The organism is Pyrinomonadaceae bacterium, from assembly GCA_036277115.1.
Classification (GTDB): Bacteria; Acidobacteriota; Blastocatellia; order Pyrinomonadales; family Pyrinomonadaceae; genus UBA11740.
In genome coordinates this window covers 121,822-136,440 of record DASUNM010000011.1, presented here as the reverse complement: position 1 = coordinate 136,440, position 14,619 = coordinate 121,822, and the positions used below count along the sequence as shown (strand labels likewise).

Below are 14,619 nucleotides of genomic sequence, written 5' to 3'. Positions count from 1 at the left end.
ATGCAACCTCATCGTGGTTCAACCGTCCTGGTTTATGGAATCCTTGGGCTCGTGGTGTGCCAGTTCCTCGGTATTGCGGCGTGGAGAATGGGTAACGACGACTTGCGACAGATGGAGTTTGGGCAAATGGATCCATCCGGGAGGGACTTAACTAACGCGGGCCGGATTTGCGGAATGGTGGCGACGGGGATTCTGATCTTTCAACTTGCCATTGTGTTTCTTGCCGTCGTGTTGATGTTAATTTCTCCGAACCGTTAATCATGTCTGAGTGCCCACACCGGATCGATTCGCGCGGCGCGCGCAGCCGGATACAGCGCGGCGAGAATCGAAATCAGTAACGCAAACAGAATCGCGCCAATCCAGAGGTACGGTGGCATAGAAAAAAAGTCGACGAACGAAGCGCCTTGCGGCTTGAGTACAAACCGATAGGCCAAACGATTCGCGATGCCTTCGATCGCCCACGCGGCCAGCACCCCGATTACTCCTCCCGTCAATCCGATCACAGCGGCTTCGAAAAAGAAGATTAGTTTGATCTCGCGATCTTCGGCGCCGATGGCTTTCATGATGCCGATTTCGCGGGTGCGTTCGAGAATCGACATGATCATCGTGTTCGCGATGCCGAAACTTGCGACCAGCAAAGAAATCCCGCCGAGCAGTCCCAGCACTGAATCGATGATCAGGAACACCGTGCGAATTTGATCCAGCTGGTCGACGATCGAGAAACTTCCGAATCCCTTGTCGTGAATCTGCTTCCGCACCTCGGTCAGCGCGACTGGATCGCTAACGCGCACCACCGCCGAGCCATAGCCTTCGCTTTGATTCTCGTTAAGTTGCCCACTCTGCCGCACCAGGGCCAGCGCCGTCTCGCGCATCGGGTCCCGGTGTTTTGCTGACCAATCCCGCGCGATCGGAAGCGGCACATACATGCCCGCGTTGAACATTAATCCGCCCGCCCCGCCTTGCGCTGCGCCCTCACGCTTCTCACGGCCGAGCACGCCCGCAATGGTCAGTCGCTTCGCGACGATCGAATTCGCCGGCGGCCCCTCCCCTTCTTCCAGCGGCAGCCCGAAGAAGCTGAATCCTCCTTCATCGCTCTCCTCAGTCTTATCTGCGGACGACTTATCGTCAGACAATTCGCTCCGCGTTGATAAGAACTCGATAGTCTGGCCGATGGCATCTTCAGGTTTGGCGTAGCCGCACGTTTCGGCCCTCACATCGTCGATGACGATTTCGTTCGCGTCCGGGCTGCTAATCATTTTACCGGCCGCAAAAGTTCGAAAGCGCGACGCCGCATTCGGCACCGAGGTGCCGGCAACCTGTGAAGGAGAAACCTGGCCGTTGCATCGAACGTAGACGGTGAAGCTAATGTCGGGTTCGACATAAGCGACGCCGGGAATTTTTTGAATCTCGGCGATCGCGTCATCATCCAGGATCCGCGTGGGTTCCTGATTTGGTCGAAACGAGGGCCCGCGTCGCTCGCCCGGCCGCGCGTCCCGGCCCAATTTCGGATCGACGCTCATCGCCATCGTGAAAACGCTCTTTCCCATCACGCGAATCTCGTTGAAAAGATCGAGCGCGCGAAAGCGCGAGAGCATGTTGCGTTGCAAGCCGAGCCCAAACGAAACCATCGTCACGATCACTGCGACGCCGATGATCACGCCCATCGAAGTGAGCGTCGCACGCAGTTTTGCTTCACGAAGATTGCGAAGCGCCAACCGAAGAATGTCGAAGAAACCCATGTTGTAATTCAGCGAACCTGTGATTGAGATTAACTTATTTTTTAGTCACGCAAAACAACGGCACACTTGTCGTTTGCTTACCGCGAAATTTGCGTACAACTACGCACGCATTCCACGAATCCTAACCTCGGCCGCGGCATAACTCCCTGGTCGTGGAAATCCCTTAAACTGGAGATCATGAAATGAAAACACCCAGACATACTTTGACCAGAATTACGGCGGCCGTTGCGCTGCTTGCCGCCATCGCGACGGCAGCTATTTCGAAAGGTAATTCAGACGCAGCTTTTTCAAACATAAAGATTAGTAACTTCGGTCAGATGGACGAACGCTTCTATCGCGGCGCTCGGCCGAAGCAGAAAGATTTTCAATCTCTCAAGGACTTAGGCATTCAAACAATCATTGATTTGACGGACAACACGCCGAAGGAGAAAGGTTACGCTGAAGCGCTCGGCATGACGTACGTCAACATTGCGATTCCTGACAAGAAGGATCCCACCGACGAGCAGATCGCTCAGTTCCTGAAACTCGTGAATGACCCCGCTACCGGAAAATTCTACGTGCATTGCGCGGGCGGGCGTCACCGCACGGGCGTGATGGGCGCGGTTTATCGCTTCAACAACTATCAGTGGAACTTCAATCAGGTGTACGCCGAAATGCAGAACTTCGACTTTTACACCTCGAACGGCCATGGCGGCCAAAAACGTTTCGTTGAGAATTACGCGCAACGAATTCAGTCCGAAATTGCTACACAGGCTGCGGCACAAGGATCCAAGTAAAGCTCCGACAGCCCTCTGTCCAACAACATGAGAGCCGTCCGTCGTGGACGGCTTTTGTGCTTTTAGGGGGCCTTATTGATTTCAGTCTTGCGAGACTGTGACGCTTCTGTTGCGAAGAGTGCTCACTTGTTCCCAAGCACGGCATTTGCTCTTCGTCCAGCGAATTCCCCCGCGTCACAGCCGCGCCGGCTGCAATCACCGTTCACACTCTCCTGAATTGAGGCCAACTATGCATTCCTTGCGGAAGAACCGCGCACTCGCGTTAATAGCCTGTTTTCTGATCGTCGTTGCGTCACTCGAAGTTTATTCATTCGTCAAACTTGAGAAAGACAAAGACAAGGTTGAGAAGCAAAACAAAGATAAGAAGAATAAGAACCAGGGCACGCCGGTGCTTTGGCGCAATCCCGGAGACATGCGCAAACGTGATTTGTATTACGGATCCGGATCAAAGGCTTTGGCGCCAACACCACCGTTCAAGTTTGTAAAAGAGGACAAGAGTGGAAAGTCACCTAAGTTCGAGGTCGTCGACGCGCGGGGCGTGAAGTGGAAAGTAAAGCTCGGCCCCGAAGCGCAAGCGGAAACCGTCGCCAATCGTTTAGTTTGGGCGGCAGGTTACAACACGGAAGAAACTTACTATCTCGAGCGCGCGCAGATTGATGGTCTGAAAAAACTGTCTCGCGGTCAGAATTTCGTGAACGGCCAGTCGGTGCGGGGCGCGCGCTTTGAATCGCGACGCGAGAATGTCGATCGCGGCAAGCACTGGGACTGGTCCAAAAACCCGTTCAAGGGCACGCGTGAATTGAATGGCCTAAAGACGATGATGGTGCTGCTAAACAACTGGGACGTGAGAAAGAACAATGGCGTTCTCTACGTGAAGGATCCGAAGACGAATCGAACCGAAGCTCGATACCTGGTCAGTGATTTGGGTGCAACGCTTGGCGCCGTCGGCGCGATCGGTGGCCGTCATCGATCGAAGAACAACGTGCAGGACTACACGCGCGCGCGTTTGGTTAAGAAGGTTGATGACAAAGGAAATGCGAAGTTCGACTACGACATCAAACCAAAGGGCCTCGGTGTGCTGACGATCTTTAATCCCAAGTACTTCTTCGGCCAGCGCCGTGCGAATGGACAGATGAGCAAGGTTCCGGCGCAGGACGCCGCTTGGATCGGTCAGAAGCTGGCGCAACTTTCAGATGAGCAACTGCGCGACGCGTTCCGCGCCGCCTCATACGATCCAAACACGCGGGAAGCATATGTGCGGTCAATGCGACAGCGAATCAATCAGCTAGCAAGATTGTCTGACGCAGGGATTGCGACGACGCGGCAGAGACGGGTTAGGTAGCAAACTACTACAGTGGTGAAAACGAAAGGCCGCGCAAATTACGCGGCCTTTTGTTTGGACAAGCAGTTCGGCGGTGGCCGACGGGGCAGTAGCCCGACCGGTGCTACTGATCATCACTTGAAGGTGTTCAGCCACGATTGAGGAAGCTGATAAGCGAAATCGGCGGGAGTATACAGCGGGGGAATGTCTTGGGCGAGATAAAAAGGAGAGCGCCCAAGGCGCGCGCTGTAAAAGCCTGGGGCATCGCCCCAGGTTAGTCGCGACCAAATTGTCCACCCTCGCGGTCGGGCTACTGCCCCGTTGCACGCGATCTAGTACCCGCCGGAACTAAACGTGTCGCCCTGCCGCACGTCGCCGGTTTCGAAGCCTTTTCTAAACCATTGCGCGCGCTGTGCGGAGGTTCCGTGCGTGAACGAATCGGGCACCACGTAGCCCTGCCCCCGCTGCTGCAGACGATCATCGCCGACGGCGCTGGCGGCGCCTAAAGCTTCTTCAATATCACCCTCTTCAACGATGCCCTGATTGCGCGCGTAGTGGGCCCACACGCCGGCGTAAAAATCTGCCTGCAACTCAACCCGCACTGAAAGTTGATTCGCCTGACCTTCGCTCAACCGGCGCCGCGCCGAGTTCACCTCATTCATTGTTCCGAGCAGGTTCTGCACGTGATGACCGACTTCATGGGCCACGACATACGCGATGGCAAAATCTCCCGGCGCGCCAAGTTTTGTCCGGAGCTCCTGGAAGAATGAAAGGTCGATGTAAAGCTTCTCGTCGCCGGGACAGTAGAATGGCCCCACCGCGGCGCCGGCGACACCGCAAGCCGACTCGACTTGATCGTTGAAAAGCACGAGTGTCGGTTTGCGATAGGTCCTGCCAATCTTCTTAAAAACATCCGTCCAGGCGTCTTCGGTTTCTGCCAGCACAACTCCGACAAATTTCCTGAGCTCCTCTTCCTGCGGATTGACCGGTCGCGTCGCCGGAGCACCGCCGCCGCTACCAGTGGACGGTAACTGCTCGAGTAGCTGACGCGGATCGGCGCCAAACAGCAGCGCCAGCAAAAGCACGACAATGGTGCCGCATCCACCCAGGCCGCCGAGGGCCAACTTGCCCCCGCCTGACATTCCGCGGCGATCCTCGATGTTGGTGCTTTCTCTGCGATCTCTCCAGCGCATTAGTTAGTCCTCCCGAGATGATCAAGACTGCGAACTCACAGGACTAGTCGGCAACTCTTGACGGGTTCATTAGCGTACGAGGGAAGCTTGGGGCCAGAATCGGGATAGTTGGGGGTTTTTGACCGGCCGCAGAGCGGCAAAATGTTTATAGCTGAGGGCTGCAACGATGTGGTTCAGCTCCGGAGGACACGGAATGTTTGCCGTTCTCGGCAACATTTCGCTCCTCCGGAGCTTTGACAGATTTTAGTAAACTGCGGGCTATAAACATTTCGTCCCTACAGGACTCAGAAGCTAACCCGGGAGATTCACCAGTTGATTGATTCGCGCGCGCGTCGCCGTCACCAGCATTTGAATTTCCTCCGAGGTGAAATTGCCGGCGCGAAAAGCATCCGCCAACTGGCTGTCACTCAACTGTGATAGCAGGCTGCCGATCCAACGCGCGTCGTCAATGGTGATGCCCTGCATCAGTACTTGCTCTTTCCCGCTGTAAGCAAGCTTCACTTCCCGGCCGTTGACTCCTTCGACGAATTTGGCCTTAACGTAATCTTCAGGCTCGTTGCGGCTGCGACTCAGGAAGCCACCAGTCTTGCCAAAGGTCGCGCCCAAATCACTGATGATGTAACGAAGCTCCGGCTGGCCGCTGCCATTGTTAACCAGCAGAATCTTGTTGTTGCTGTCTTTCAGGTCCCAGTTATTGAGAAGCGCCATCAAGACAATCAAGCCCTTCAACTCTCTCTTACCGGAGAAGGGGTTGCTCTTCCACGACCACTCCTCGAGGCGCTCCACATTCTCAGGCCGTGCTTCAAAACGAACATTCGCGTGACCATTGTTCGCGCATTCGTATTCTTTTTTGTGTGGTTTGGGCGCGCCCACGATGGTGACACAGGGGTAGAGGTAATTCACTTCCGTCGCGTAGCCGGCAGCCCAGGCCAAACGAACCGCAGCAGTCTCAGGTCGCGCTTCCTGGCCAACTTTTACCACCCAGGTCCGACCTGATCCATCTTTCACTCGATACTTGGTTGAAAAGCCGCCCGTCTCGACTTTCACAAAAGTCACCCGCGACAGATCGGGCTTCATCGCGGCGCCGCCAGGTCCCAGAAACAAGTCGCGCGAAGATATGTTGCCCGGATCGCTCCACAGAACGCGCGGAGCGTTCGCCGGAATTTGTATGTCCTTCTTGTCGGGCTTATCGGATTTCTTTTGCGCGAATGCGCTGGAAGAACTCAGGATCATCAAGCTGATCACGAGCACGAATGTCCGTCGATTCTCTCTTGAAAACATTTTGATTTCCTTCCGAAAGATGTTGGTGTTTAGCTGCGCATGGTTTCACAAATGAGGGCCGAGTGCCAAGCTGCGGTACTTGCACGCCTCTGGCGTGCAAGCACGCGAGACGCGTGCGCACCTAGCTGTTCAGGTCGAAACCTTCAAAGTATATCTGGCTGTCGAAGGCCTCGACGCCGCTAGCCGGGGCGATCCGCACGTACGAACCGTCAGGCTGTAGCTCGCGCGCGTTCACGTTGTCGCGCAGGTAAGCCTGCAGCACATCGTCCTTCAAATACTTCTTGAAGCCGGGATCTTCGACCGGCGTGACTACCTCGACGCGACGATCCAGGTTGCGCACCATCCAGTCTGCGCTGCCGAGATAAATCTCTTCTTCCCCGCCGTTGAGGAAATACATCAAACGACTGTGCTCGAGAAAGCGGCCGACGACACTGCGCACGCGAATATTTTCCGACAAACCCGGCACGCCCGGACGCAGCATGCAGATGCCGCGAACTATCAAATCGATCGACACGCCCGCCTCAGATGCTTCGTACAAACGCTCGATGAGGTGCGCGTCCGCGATCCGATTCATCTTCGCCATGATGCGCGCGGGGCGGCCGGCCTTCGCATGAACTGTCTCACGCTCGATAAGTTCGTTCAGCTTCTCGCGCAGATTCACCGGCGACACCAGAAGCTTGCGGTATTCCTTCTGCTTGGAATAGCCGGTCAGATAATTAAAGAACTCGGTCGCATCTTCCCCAATCGCATCGTCCGCGGTGAACACACCGAAATCTGTGAAGTTCGAAGACGACGTCGGATTGTAGTTGCCGGTCGCGATGTGCACATAGCGGCGCAAGGTCTCGCCCTCGCGGCGCACCACCAAGCCAATTTTGCAGTGCGTTTTTAACCCGATGAGGCCATACACCACGTGCACGCCGGCACGCTCCAGCCGCTGTGCCCATTCAATGTTGTTCTCTTCATCAAACCGGGCTTTCAGTTCGATCAGCGCCGTGACTTGTTTGCCCATCTCGCCGGCTTGCCGCAGCACTTCAGCAATTTCCGATTGGGCACCAGTGCGATACAAACAAATTTTGATGGCTACCACATTCGGGTCCAGGGCAGCGGCCCGCAGGAAATCGATCACCACCGAATAGTCGGTGTAAGGGTGATGCAGCATCACATCCCGGCGCTTGATGGCGTCAAAGATCGACTTCTGCTCCTTGAGTGGCGCCGGAATCAGCGTGCGCAGCGGCGGATACTTCAGGGCGGGCCGATCGAGGTCACAAAGGGTGTTGTACTCCTGGACGTCCAGGGGCCCGTCAACGACATAAACGTCGTGGGGCTCGACGCCGATAGACTCCATCAGGTAGGCCGCCATCTCGTTTGGCATGCCGGCTTCGATCTCCAGGCGGACAGGTGAACCGAAGCGGCGCTTGCGCAGTCCCTTCTGCAAAGCGCGAAGGAGGTCCTCAGCTTCGTCTTCCCGAATGTCGATGTCGGCATCGCGCGTCACGCGAAACGTGTGCGCGTTGATCACAGTCATGCCGGGGAACAGCGAACCAAGGTTTGCGGCGATTACGTCACTCAATGGTACGAATTTGGGTTCGTCGAATAGTTGAATTAGACCCGGAAGCAACGGCGGCACTTTCAGCCGCACGAACGATCCGTTGTCGTCGTCGCCTGAGTCGTTCGCCTTGACCATGATTCCGAAATTCAGACTCAGACCCGATATATAAGGAAATGGGTGAACCGGATCGACCGCCAGCGGCGTCAGCACCGGAAACACGTGCTGCGCGAAGTACTCATTGGCGCGCTCGTGCTCAACTCTGGACAGCGAATCGTAAGTCGCGACCACGATTCCCTGCTCCTCGAGTGGCGGCAAAATCTCTTTGCGCAGACTGTGCATCTGCGCGGCGAACATTGGTTCCAACCGGTTGCGAATTTCTTCCAACTGCTCGGCGGCCGTTAAACCGTCGGGCGACGGATGAACATAACCGTGCTCGACCTCCTCTTTCAGGCCGGACACGCGCACCATGAAAAATTCGTCGACGATGTTTGAAAAAATGGTCAGGAAACGAAGTCGCTCAAGTAGCGGATTTCGCTCGTCGCGTGCTTCGTCCAATACCTGGCGGAAGAACTCGATCAGGCTTAGCTCGCGATTCAGCAATCGCTGCTCAGGGGCGGGTGCGAGACTTAGCTTTGGCCGCGCGGGCTCGGCTGCTGCTAGTCGATCCTTCAAAGAAACGTTTGTGATTGCTTGCATAATTTGAATGCCGAATTGAGCTGTTTGGGTGACTAGAACACAACCCGACCGACAGCAACGGCTCTGATTATTCAGCAACTGTTATTCCGAGGTATTCCTTCAGAAGCCGCGTCAGTTGAAATAGTTGTTTATTCGGAAGGAGTTAGCAGGCTAGAACACAGTCACAAAGCGGGCGCAACTTAATCGTACTATTTCGCGCCACCTCCCGGCGATTTCGGAACTATGGCTTAGCCGATTGGGTGTTCAGTCAGTACCATCTGCGTAAGCGGATGGGACAACGCGTGACTTAGAAGGTTGCGTCTTTGGCCCACCTGGTTACGCAGGTGGTACTAACCTCATCACGATGTCAGGTGAATTCTCGCGTTAACCGTCAAAGACGTGCTTCACCGCATCAGTGTTCCAGTCGGCAAGACTCGCGGTCACGACGTCGGCGCCGGCCGCGCGCAGCAGCGGCTCGGCTACTGTGTTTGTCACGCCCAGCGTTCTCATCCCGGCCCCGCGCCCGGCTTGGACTCCCGGCGGCGCATCTTCGATCACCAGACATTCCTTCGGCAGCAGCGGCAGTTGCCTATCGGTCCGGCGCTTCGCATTTAGCAACTCAAGACCGCGCTGATAGCAATCGGGCGCCGGCTTGTGATTCAGACCCGGTTGAGCAGTCACGATGACAGAAAAGTGCTGAAGCAAATTCGCCGGGCCAAGCACGTGTTCAATCTCAGCCAGCTCAGCCATGCTGACGATCCCAAGCTGAAACTTCCGTGCGGCCTCTTTGATGAATGTGACAATACCGGGAGCGAAAGGAACTTCAGCTTCAATGATCGAACGGTGCAGTCCGTGCTCTCGATCAATGATGCCGCGCGTCGTCTCGTCGTCAACTTCACGACCAACGCGCGCGAACGCCGCGCGAGTGAACGCGACATCGTCCATGCCGAGACATTGAAAGTAGTCTTCCTCTTTGAGCTCGACGTCGTGCTCCGCCAGCACCTCGCGATAAGCGCGCAAATGAATGCGCTCGTCATTGATGATCACGCCGTTAAAGTCGAATAGGATTGCCTGGATCATTGTTATTAGAGTCTTCGTTCGTTTAGAGGCGGGCTACTGCCGCCAAATAACTGCAAAAGAACCGGGCGGGCAGTAGCCCGCCTCTAAACGAGCAAAGTAAGAATTCCCGAATTAACCGGCATTAGTAGACTTTACCGAAGCGGTCTTAACCTCACCCAGCCGCTCATTTTGTTCCGCGAACAAAAGCGGCAGACGCTCGCTCTCGAGCACGTCGAGCCTTCTCAGGACTTCAGATAACGCCAGTTCGTTCTTCAGATTTACCTGATAGTCCAAATCGGCGCGCAGGCGATCCTTCGAGCCTTGCCGGTTCTGCGACATCATGATGATGGGCGCCTGCAAACCCGCAATCACTGCCAGCACCAGATTAAGCATGGCGTAGGGCTTTGCGTCGAAGCCGCGGATTAAAAAGTACGAATTCAGCGCGATCCAAAAGATAATCAGAAACAACGAGACGCCGATGAATTTCCAGCTACCGCCGAACTCTGCGAGGAGATCCGCGGCGCGATCCGCCAGAGTCATCCGCTTTGCCTGTTCTTCGTTGACGTTGCGCGAAACGCGCTGCTGCAGCATCCGGTCAGTGTGCCGCAGGCGTTGGAAGACGGCGCTGAGCATTTCAAGCGCGACTCCCGGGTGCGTATTGATGTAGCGCAGAAAATTCTCCCGGGACAGGACTGACAACTGCGCGTCCTCAATCACGTGAGCATCGGCGGAGCGTTGCTTGCCATCGATGAGCGACATCTCGCCAAAGAAATCTCCCTGCGCCAGCTCAGCTAAAACGATTTGCTGGCCTTCGGCATCGTCAACCGCGATGCGCACGCGACCACTCTGGATCAGGTACATCGCATCGCCGTTTTCACCTGCGTGAAACAGAATCGTACCGGCTGTAACCGGGCGGCTCTGAAGCAGGGTCACCAATTCCGCGGCCTCTTCGTCATGCAGCGACGCAAACAGCGTCACCGAACGGATGGCTTCGACGGTCATTGGTTGAGGGGTGGCTGTTGGCATCGGATTACCTCGGATGTCGAATTGCGAATTTCGAATTGCGGATTTTCAAGACTGGTAGCATTGGGCTCGATTCTTACCACTAAGATTCTTAATTAAATTCGCAATTCGAAGTTCGCAATTCGAAATCTATTCAACTACCTTCCCGTCCTTCATCATGACTATTCGATCGGCAAAGCTGCTGGCCAGTTCGTGATCATGCGTAACGAGCAAAACCGTGAGCCGGTCGCTCGCGACCATTTCACGCAAGAGAGAAAGCAATTCATGCGCGCGTGTCGAGTCTAAATTTCCGGTCGGCTCATCCGCAAGCAGAAGCCGTGGACGATTTGCCAGCGCGCGCGCGATCGCCACGCGCTGCTGTTCGCCGCCTGATAGTTCCGCCGGCCGATGCGACATCCGATCTGCGAGCCCCACGCGTTCCAACAGTTCCGCCGCCCGTTTACGTCGTTCACCACCGCGGACTCCGCCAAACGCCAACGCCAGCCACACGTTTTCAGCCGCCGTCATCGTCGGAATCAAATTAAAGTTTTGAAAGATCATTCCGACGGAAAAGCGCCGGTAACGCGCCATCTGTTTTTTTGTCAGCGGCCCAAGCGGCTTTGAATCGAACAAGACCTCGCCGCTCGTGGGCCGATCGAGCCCGCCCAGCAAATTCAGCAGCGTGGACTTGCCCGAGCCCGACGTGCCGCGGATGGCCACGAACTCGCCTTCCTCAATTCCCATCGTCACGCGATCCAGCGCGACGACTTCATTCGCGCCCATCTGATACAGCCGCGTGACTTCGTGAGTTTCGATTAGCATTCGCTATTCAATAGTCGCAGATTTTAGTAAACGGTCACGGGCTTTGCCTCAAAGGTGCTCACTGACGCCAAGCAGTAACCGTTCTCATTCACACCGAGGCTTTAGCCCGGTGTCACGCTTCGCGTCGACAAACAGAAACCGTTAAACGGTTTCCAAAAGCGCTTCGGTCGCCGGTCACCGCGCTAAAGCGTCGGTGTGAATGAGAGGCGTGCTGGATGTGATACTTTTAGTGCAAAGCCACGGTCACGTTTAGGTTAAGCCCTTCCTCGCATGACTCGCCACAATTCAAAACGTTCTTCTGAGAAACCCTTTAACTGCATTTCGAGGGGCTGCGCGACTAGTTGGTTCCTGGGATTGAGCAACATCTCGCCGACTTCCGGGTCCGTGTACACAATATTCGAGATGACCACGTCGTTACCACTCGATTGGCCCTCCAAACGCGCGGCCAGGTTCACGGTGGAACCAAAATAATCGAGCCGATCGTTCAACGTCACGGCAATGCAGGGTCCGGTGTGCAACCCGCCCTTCAACGTCAACGGCAACATCCCGTCCGGCGGCGACGCCAATCGCTGTTGCGCCTCAATCATAGCGCGCAGAGCATTTGCCGGCCGGCGAAACACGGCCATCACGGCATCACCGATTGTTTTGACGAGGGCGCCCTCCTCGTCAGCAATTGCCTTCTTCAGCACATCGAAGTGATTCATCACACGGCCGAATGCCGTCGCGTCACCAATCTCCCGATACAATTGAGTCGAGTTTTTTAGATCGGTGAACAGCACAGTCAGAGTTCCAACTGAAATCTGTTCGCCCGGCCGGAGCGCTTCGCGCGCGAACAGATCGCGAAATGTTTGCAGCGCCGTCACCTCAGCAGCCGTCGCCGCTTCATCCGACCACGCGGTCCGCTCCAACACGAACAGCTGTTCATCGTCCAAAGCGTTCGCCAGCTCCAGGCTGCAACTTTTCGACAACTCGACCTCGCCGGTCGTCCAACCTTCCGGCGACGCGCGCAGCGATGTCCCGCACAACCCGCCGTCCGTCACTGAGATGTGCTGCCAACCCGGCAGGCCGGTCGTGCGCAGGCGATAGCGGCCCTCCTCGAGCTGAATGTCTATCGAGCGCTGCGACTGCGGTTTAAGAATTTGCTGCGCCACGATGTGCGGGGTGACCTGCGGCCCGCCGACGCAAAATGTTTCGACGTTGATTTGCCTGATCGACGGATTCGGACGGAAAGTCAGTTCGATCGACTGCTCAAAGTTCACATTGAAATCGATGTTGCAGCCGCCGCAATGCACTTTTGAAGTGAGTTCCGCGAGCGAATCTTTGGCCTCGCCGCCCCGACACATTGGGCAGATAAGGTTCCATTGCAAATCGAGCATGCCCGCGCGCGTGGCTTGCAAACACGCTTCCAACATCTGGCGACGCGGCTTGCCGCTCTCGTCGGCGAGTTGATAAGGCCGGATGCGTGAGAGCGCGAATTCATCTGCGCTTGCAACATGATCGACCAGGACGGCAACTATCTGTTCGTCGATGCCTTCGCTCACCAGTTTCTCGGCGAGCGCGGTAAGTCGCGCGCGTCCGCCGGGAGTGAACTCAACCTCGGCTGTCGTTTCAATCGCGGGCGAACGTGCGGCCTGCGCTGCCTGGTCATATTCGCGAAAGGTGCGCGCGAAGTTACGCGCACTGATTATTCCAATTTGAATTGGTATGGCGATCGCGCCCAGCACGTTCTTCGGCCTGGCCCAGAGTTCGTAAACTAACTTTGTGCCAGTGCTAAGCGGCGCCAACTCAGCCCGCACGCGCAATTCTTCCATCGGCCCTTTGCTGTAGCGACGAATTACGCCGAAGCGGTGTGGCCGCACCCATTCGAACGGTTGTTCTTCCCACTCGATGGGAATTCCCAGGCTGGTCAACCGCAAACGCCGTCCGTTCTCGCCTGGCTCTCCGACATTCTTGACTGCCGGCACACCCGTATCGCGATTAAACCGGTTGGTGTCGGCGACCAAAGGCCAGAGTTTTTCCGGGGGTGACTGGAGGTCGAACTCCCAGCGATAGTGAAATTCCTTGAAAGCCATGGGGGCCGTAGCTCCGGTTAGGAGAGCGATATTTATAGCACCGATCTGTGTTGTAAATAACGCTCGGCGCAACATCAGTCGATGTTGCGCCGAGAGCAGATGGTTATTGCCTAACGGGTTCTATAAACATGTCGCTCCTAACGGAGCGAAAAACCAACAGTGGGATCGGAACGCTCAAATCACCTTGTACTCCGAATCCACATCCTCATCAGAAAAGGCCACGCGATAATTCTTTGACTGGATCTGCTTGGTGATCAGGAGGTCGTCTTTGGTCTTCAGCAGGTCGGCGCGGTTGTAAACGGAAAGTTCGAAATTGTACCCGTGCGTGATCGCGTCCTTCGGACACGCCTCAACGCAGAAACCGCAAAAGATGCAGCGGCCGTAATCGATGTTGTAAACCTTGGCGTAGCGTTCATCGACGCCGATGCGTGCTTCCGCTGCGCGCGGATCGTCGTCGGCTTCGATGTAAATGCATTCGGACGGGCAGGCCGCGGCGCACAGAAAACAGGCGACGCATTTTTCACGGCCCAGCTCGTCCACGTGCAAGAGGTGCTGCCCGCGATAACGCGGCTGCACGGTGATCGGCTCGTCCGGGTATTCGACTGTCTGTTTTCGTTTGGGAATGTAGGACAACGTCACGGCCATCCCCTGGATGATGGCTTTGGTTGACTGGATTACTTCCGTGATTAAGGACATAAAAATTTCGGATTGCGAATTTCGGATTGCGAAATATCAAGCCCTCGCAGCTTTCGCGGTTCTTCCTGAGCTGGTGAAGATAGCGAGCAGTTCTCCGGACTCGACGAGCAGCCACCGGCGCTGCGTTGCGTCGCCAAGATTCGCTTCATCACAAATTTCAAGCCTATATTGACTCTCTGAAGCTTCCTTTTCAACTATGCCGATTTTATGAATGAAATCGTTTCGTGATTCCGCTCGGTTGGCCTCCCGATAGTTGGCACCGACAGATGTTCCAGCTTTTACAAGTTGATATCTAATCACATCACCAATCTTTCCGTACGGCAACGTGGCGGCGAACTTAATTATCCGAATCGCAAACTGCTTCGTTCGTTTTTAGAGTTCAAATTTGTCCATCTGCAATTCGCAATTCGCAATTCGCAATTCGAATTTCGTAA

Annotated in this window: 12 protein-coding genes and 1 pseudogene; 3 read left to right on the top strand and 10 right to left on the bottom strand. The window is 55.7% G+C overall.

Going from position 1 to position 14,619, the window contains the following annotated elements; genetic code table 11:
* Positions 1-258, top strand: coding sequence for a hypothetical protein (locus VFX97_02400; GenBank protein HEX5702052.1), 258 nt, complete (start codon positions 1-3; stop codon positions 256-258).
* Here VFX97_02400 and VFX97_02395 read toward each other — a convergent pair.
* Positions 255-1,739 (bottom strand): FtsX-like permease family protein, encoded by a 1,485-nt coding sequence (locus tag VFX97_02395; GenBank protein ID HEX5702051.1) that lies wholly within the window; start codon positions 1,737-1,739, stop codon positions 255-257. The genes VFX97_02400 and VFX97_02395 overlap by 4 nt on opposite strands.
* Before the next feature lie 182 nt (positions 1,740-1,921).
* On the opposite strand from VFX97_02395, the gene VFX97_02390 reads away from it, so the two are divergent.
* Together VFX97_02390 and VFX97_02385 are read left to right on the top strand one after the other, a co-directional pair.
* Positions 1,922-2,515, top strand: coding sequence for a hypothetical protein (locus VFX97_02390; GenBank protein ID HEX5702050.1), 594 nt, complete (start codon positions 1,922-1,924; stop codon positions 2,513-2,515).
* A gap of 229 nt (positions 2,516-2,744) precedes the next feature.
* Positions 2,745-3,857, top strand: coding sequence for a hypothetical protein (locus VFX97_02385; GenBank protein HEX5702049.1), 1,113 nt, complete (start codon positions 2,745-2,747; stop codon positions 3,855-3,857).
* Positions 3,858-4,168: 311 nt separating this feature from the next.
* Here the strand turns inward: VFX97_02385 and VFX97_02380 are convergent, their stop codons facing one another.
* The 9 genes and pseudogenes from VFX97_02380 to VFX97_02340 all read right to left on the bottom strand — a co-directional run bounded on the left by VFX97_02380 (position 4,169) and on the right by VFX97_02340 (position 14,545).
* Entirely contained in the window at positions 4,169-5,029 is an 861-nt protein-coding gene (locus VFX97_02380; protein ID HEX5702048.1) for a neutral zinc metallopeptidase, read from the bottom strand.
* Between the two features lie 291 nt (positions 5,030-5,320).
* The gene (locus VFX97_02375) at positions 5,321-6,310 is read right to left on the bottom strand and encodes a hypothetical protein (GenBank protein HEX5702047.1); all 990 of its coding nucleotides are present in this window, start codon (positions 6,308-6,310) and stop codon (positions 5,321-5,323) included.
* Positions 6,311-6,431: 121 nt separating this feature from the next.
* Positions 6,432-8,555, bottom strand: coding sequence for a polyphosphate kinase 1 (gene ppk1, locus VFX97_02370; GenBank protein HEX5702046.1), 2,124 nt, complete (start codon positions 8,553-8,555; stop codon positions 6,432-6,434).
* Between the two features lie 363 nt (positions 8,556-8,918).
* On the bottom strand, positions 8,919-9,614 hold the full coding sequence (locus tag VFX97_02365) for an HAD family phosphatase (GenBank protein ID HEX5702045.1): 696 nt from the start codon (positions 9,612-9,614) through the stop codon (positions 8,919-8,921).
* Between the two features lie 111 nt (positions 9,615-9,725).
* Positions 9,726-10,619 (bottom strand): DUF1003 domain-containing protein, encoded by an 894-nt coding sequence (locus tag VFX97_02360; GenBank protein ID HEX5702044.1) that lies wholly within the window; start codon positions 10,617-10,619, stop codon positions 9,726-9,728.
* Positions 10,620-10,745: 126 nt separating this feature from the next.
* On the bottom strand, positions 10,746-11,417 hold the full coding sequence (locus VFX97_02355) for an ABC transporter ATP-binding protein (protein ID HEX5702043.1): 672 nt from the start codon (positions 11,415-11,417) through the stop codon (positions 10,746-10,748).
* Between the two features lie 254 nt (positions 11,418-11,671).
* A complete protein-coding gene (locus VFX97_02350) occupies positions 11,672-13,489 on the bottom strand; it encodes a DUF5939 domain-containing protein (protein ID HEX5702042.1) in 1,818 nt (605 codons plus the stop codon).
* A 174-nt stretch (positions 13,490-13,663) separates the two neighbouring features.
* Positions 13,664-14,185: an NADH-quinone oxidoreductase subunit I gene (locus tag VFX97_02345; protein ID HEX5702041.1), complete on the bottom strand. Its 522-nt coding sequence runs from the start codon at positions 14,183-14,185 to the stop codon at positions 13,664-13,666.
* Positions 14,186-14,221: 36 nt separating this feature from the next.
* Positions 14,222-14,545 (bottom strand): annotated as a pseudogene (locus tag VFX97_02340) (four helix bundle protein).
* Positions 14,546-14,619 lie beyond the last annotated feature (74 nt).

What these genes read in the sequence shown, in the direction of transcription:
- VFX97_02365 (HEX5702045.1), bottom strand. Translation starts at nt 9,614, where the DNA reads ATGATCCAGGCAATCCTATTCGACTTTAACGGCGTGATCATCAATGAC.
- VFX97_02390 (HEX5702050.1), top strand. Translation starts at nt 1,922, where the DNA reads ATGAAAACACCCAGACATACTTTGACCAGAATTACGGCGGCCGTTGCG.
- VFX97_02355 (HEX5702043.1), bottom strand. Translation starts at nt 11,417, where the DNA reads ATGCTAATCGAAACTCACGAAGTCACGCGGCTGTATCAGATGGGCGCG.
- VFX97_02395 (HEX5702051.1), bottom strand. Translation starts at nt 1,739, where the DNA reads ATGGGTTTCTTCGACATTCTTCGGTTGGCGCTTCGCAATCTTCGTGAA.
- VFX97_02360 (HEX5702044.1), bottom strand. Translation starts at nt 10,619, where the DNA reads ATGCCAACAGCCACCCCTCAACCAATGACCGTCGAAGCCATCCGTTCG.
- VFX97_02350 (HEX5702042.1), bottom strand. Translation starts at nt 13,489, where the DNA reads ATGGCTTTCAAGGAATTTCACTATCGCTGGGAGTTCGACCTCCAGTCA.
- VFX97_02375 (HEX5702047.1), bottom strand. Translation starts at nt 6,310, where the DNA reads ATGTTTTCAAGAGAGAATCGACGGACATTCGTGCTCGTGATCAGCTTG.
- VFX97_02385 (HEX5702049.1), top strand. Translation starts at nt 2,745, where the DNA reads ATGCATTCCTTGCGGAAGAACCGCGCACTCGCGTTAATAGCCTGTTTT.
- VFX97_02345 (HEX5702041.1), bottom strand. Translation starts at nt 14,185, where the DNA reads ATGTCCTTAATCACGGAAGTAATCCAGTCAACCAAAGCCATCATCCAG.
- VFX97_02400 (HEX5702052.1), top strand. Translation starts at nt 1, where the DNA reads ATGCAACCTCATCGTGGTTCAACCGTCCTGGTTTATGGAATCCTTGGG.
- VFX97_02380 (HEX5702048.1), bottom strand. Translation starts at nt 5,029, where the DNA reads ATGCGCTGGAGAGATCGCAGAGAAAGCACCAACATCGAGGATCGCCGC.
- ppk1 (HEX5702046.1), bottom strand. Translation starts at nt 8,555, where the DNA reads ATGCAAGCAATCACAAACGTTTCTTTGAAGGATCGACTAGCAGCAGCC.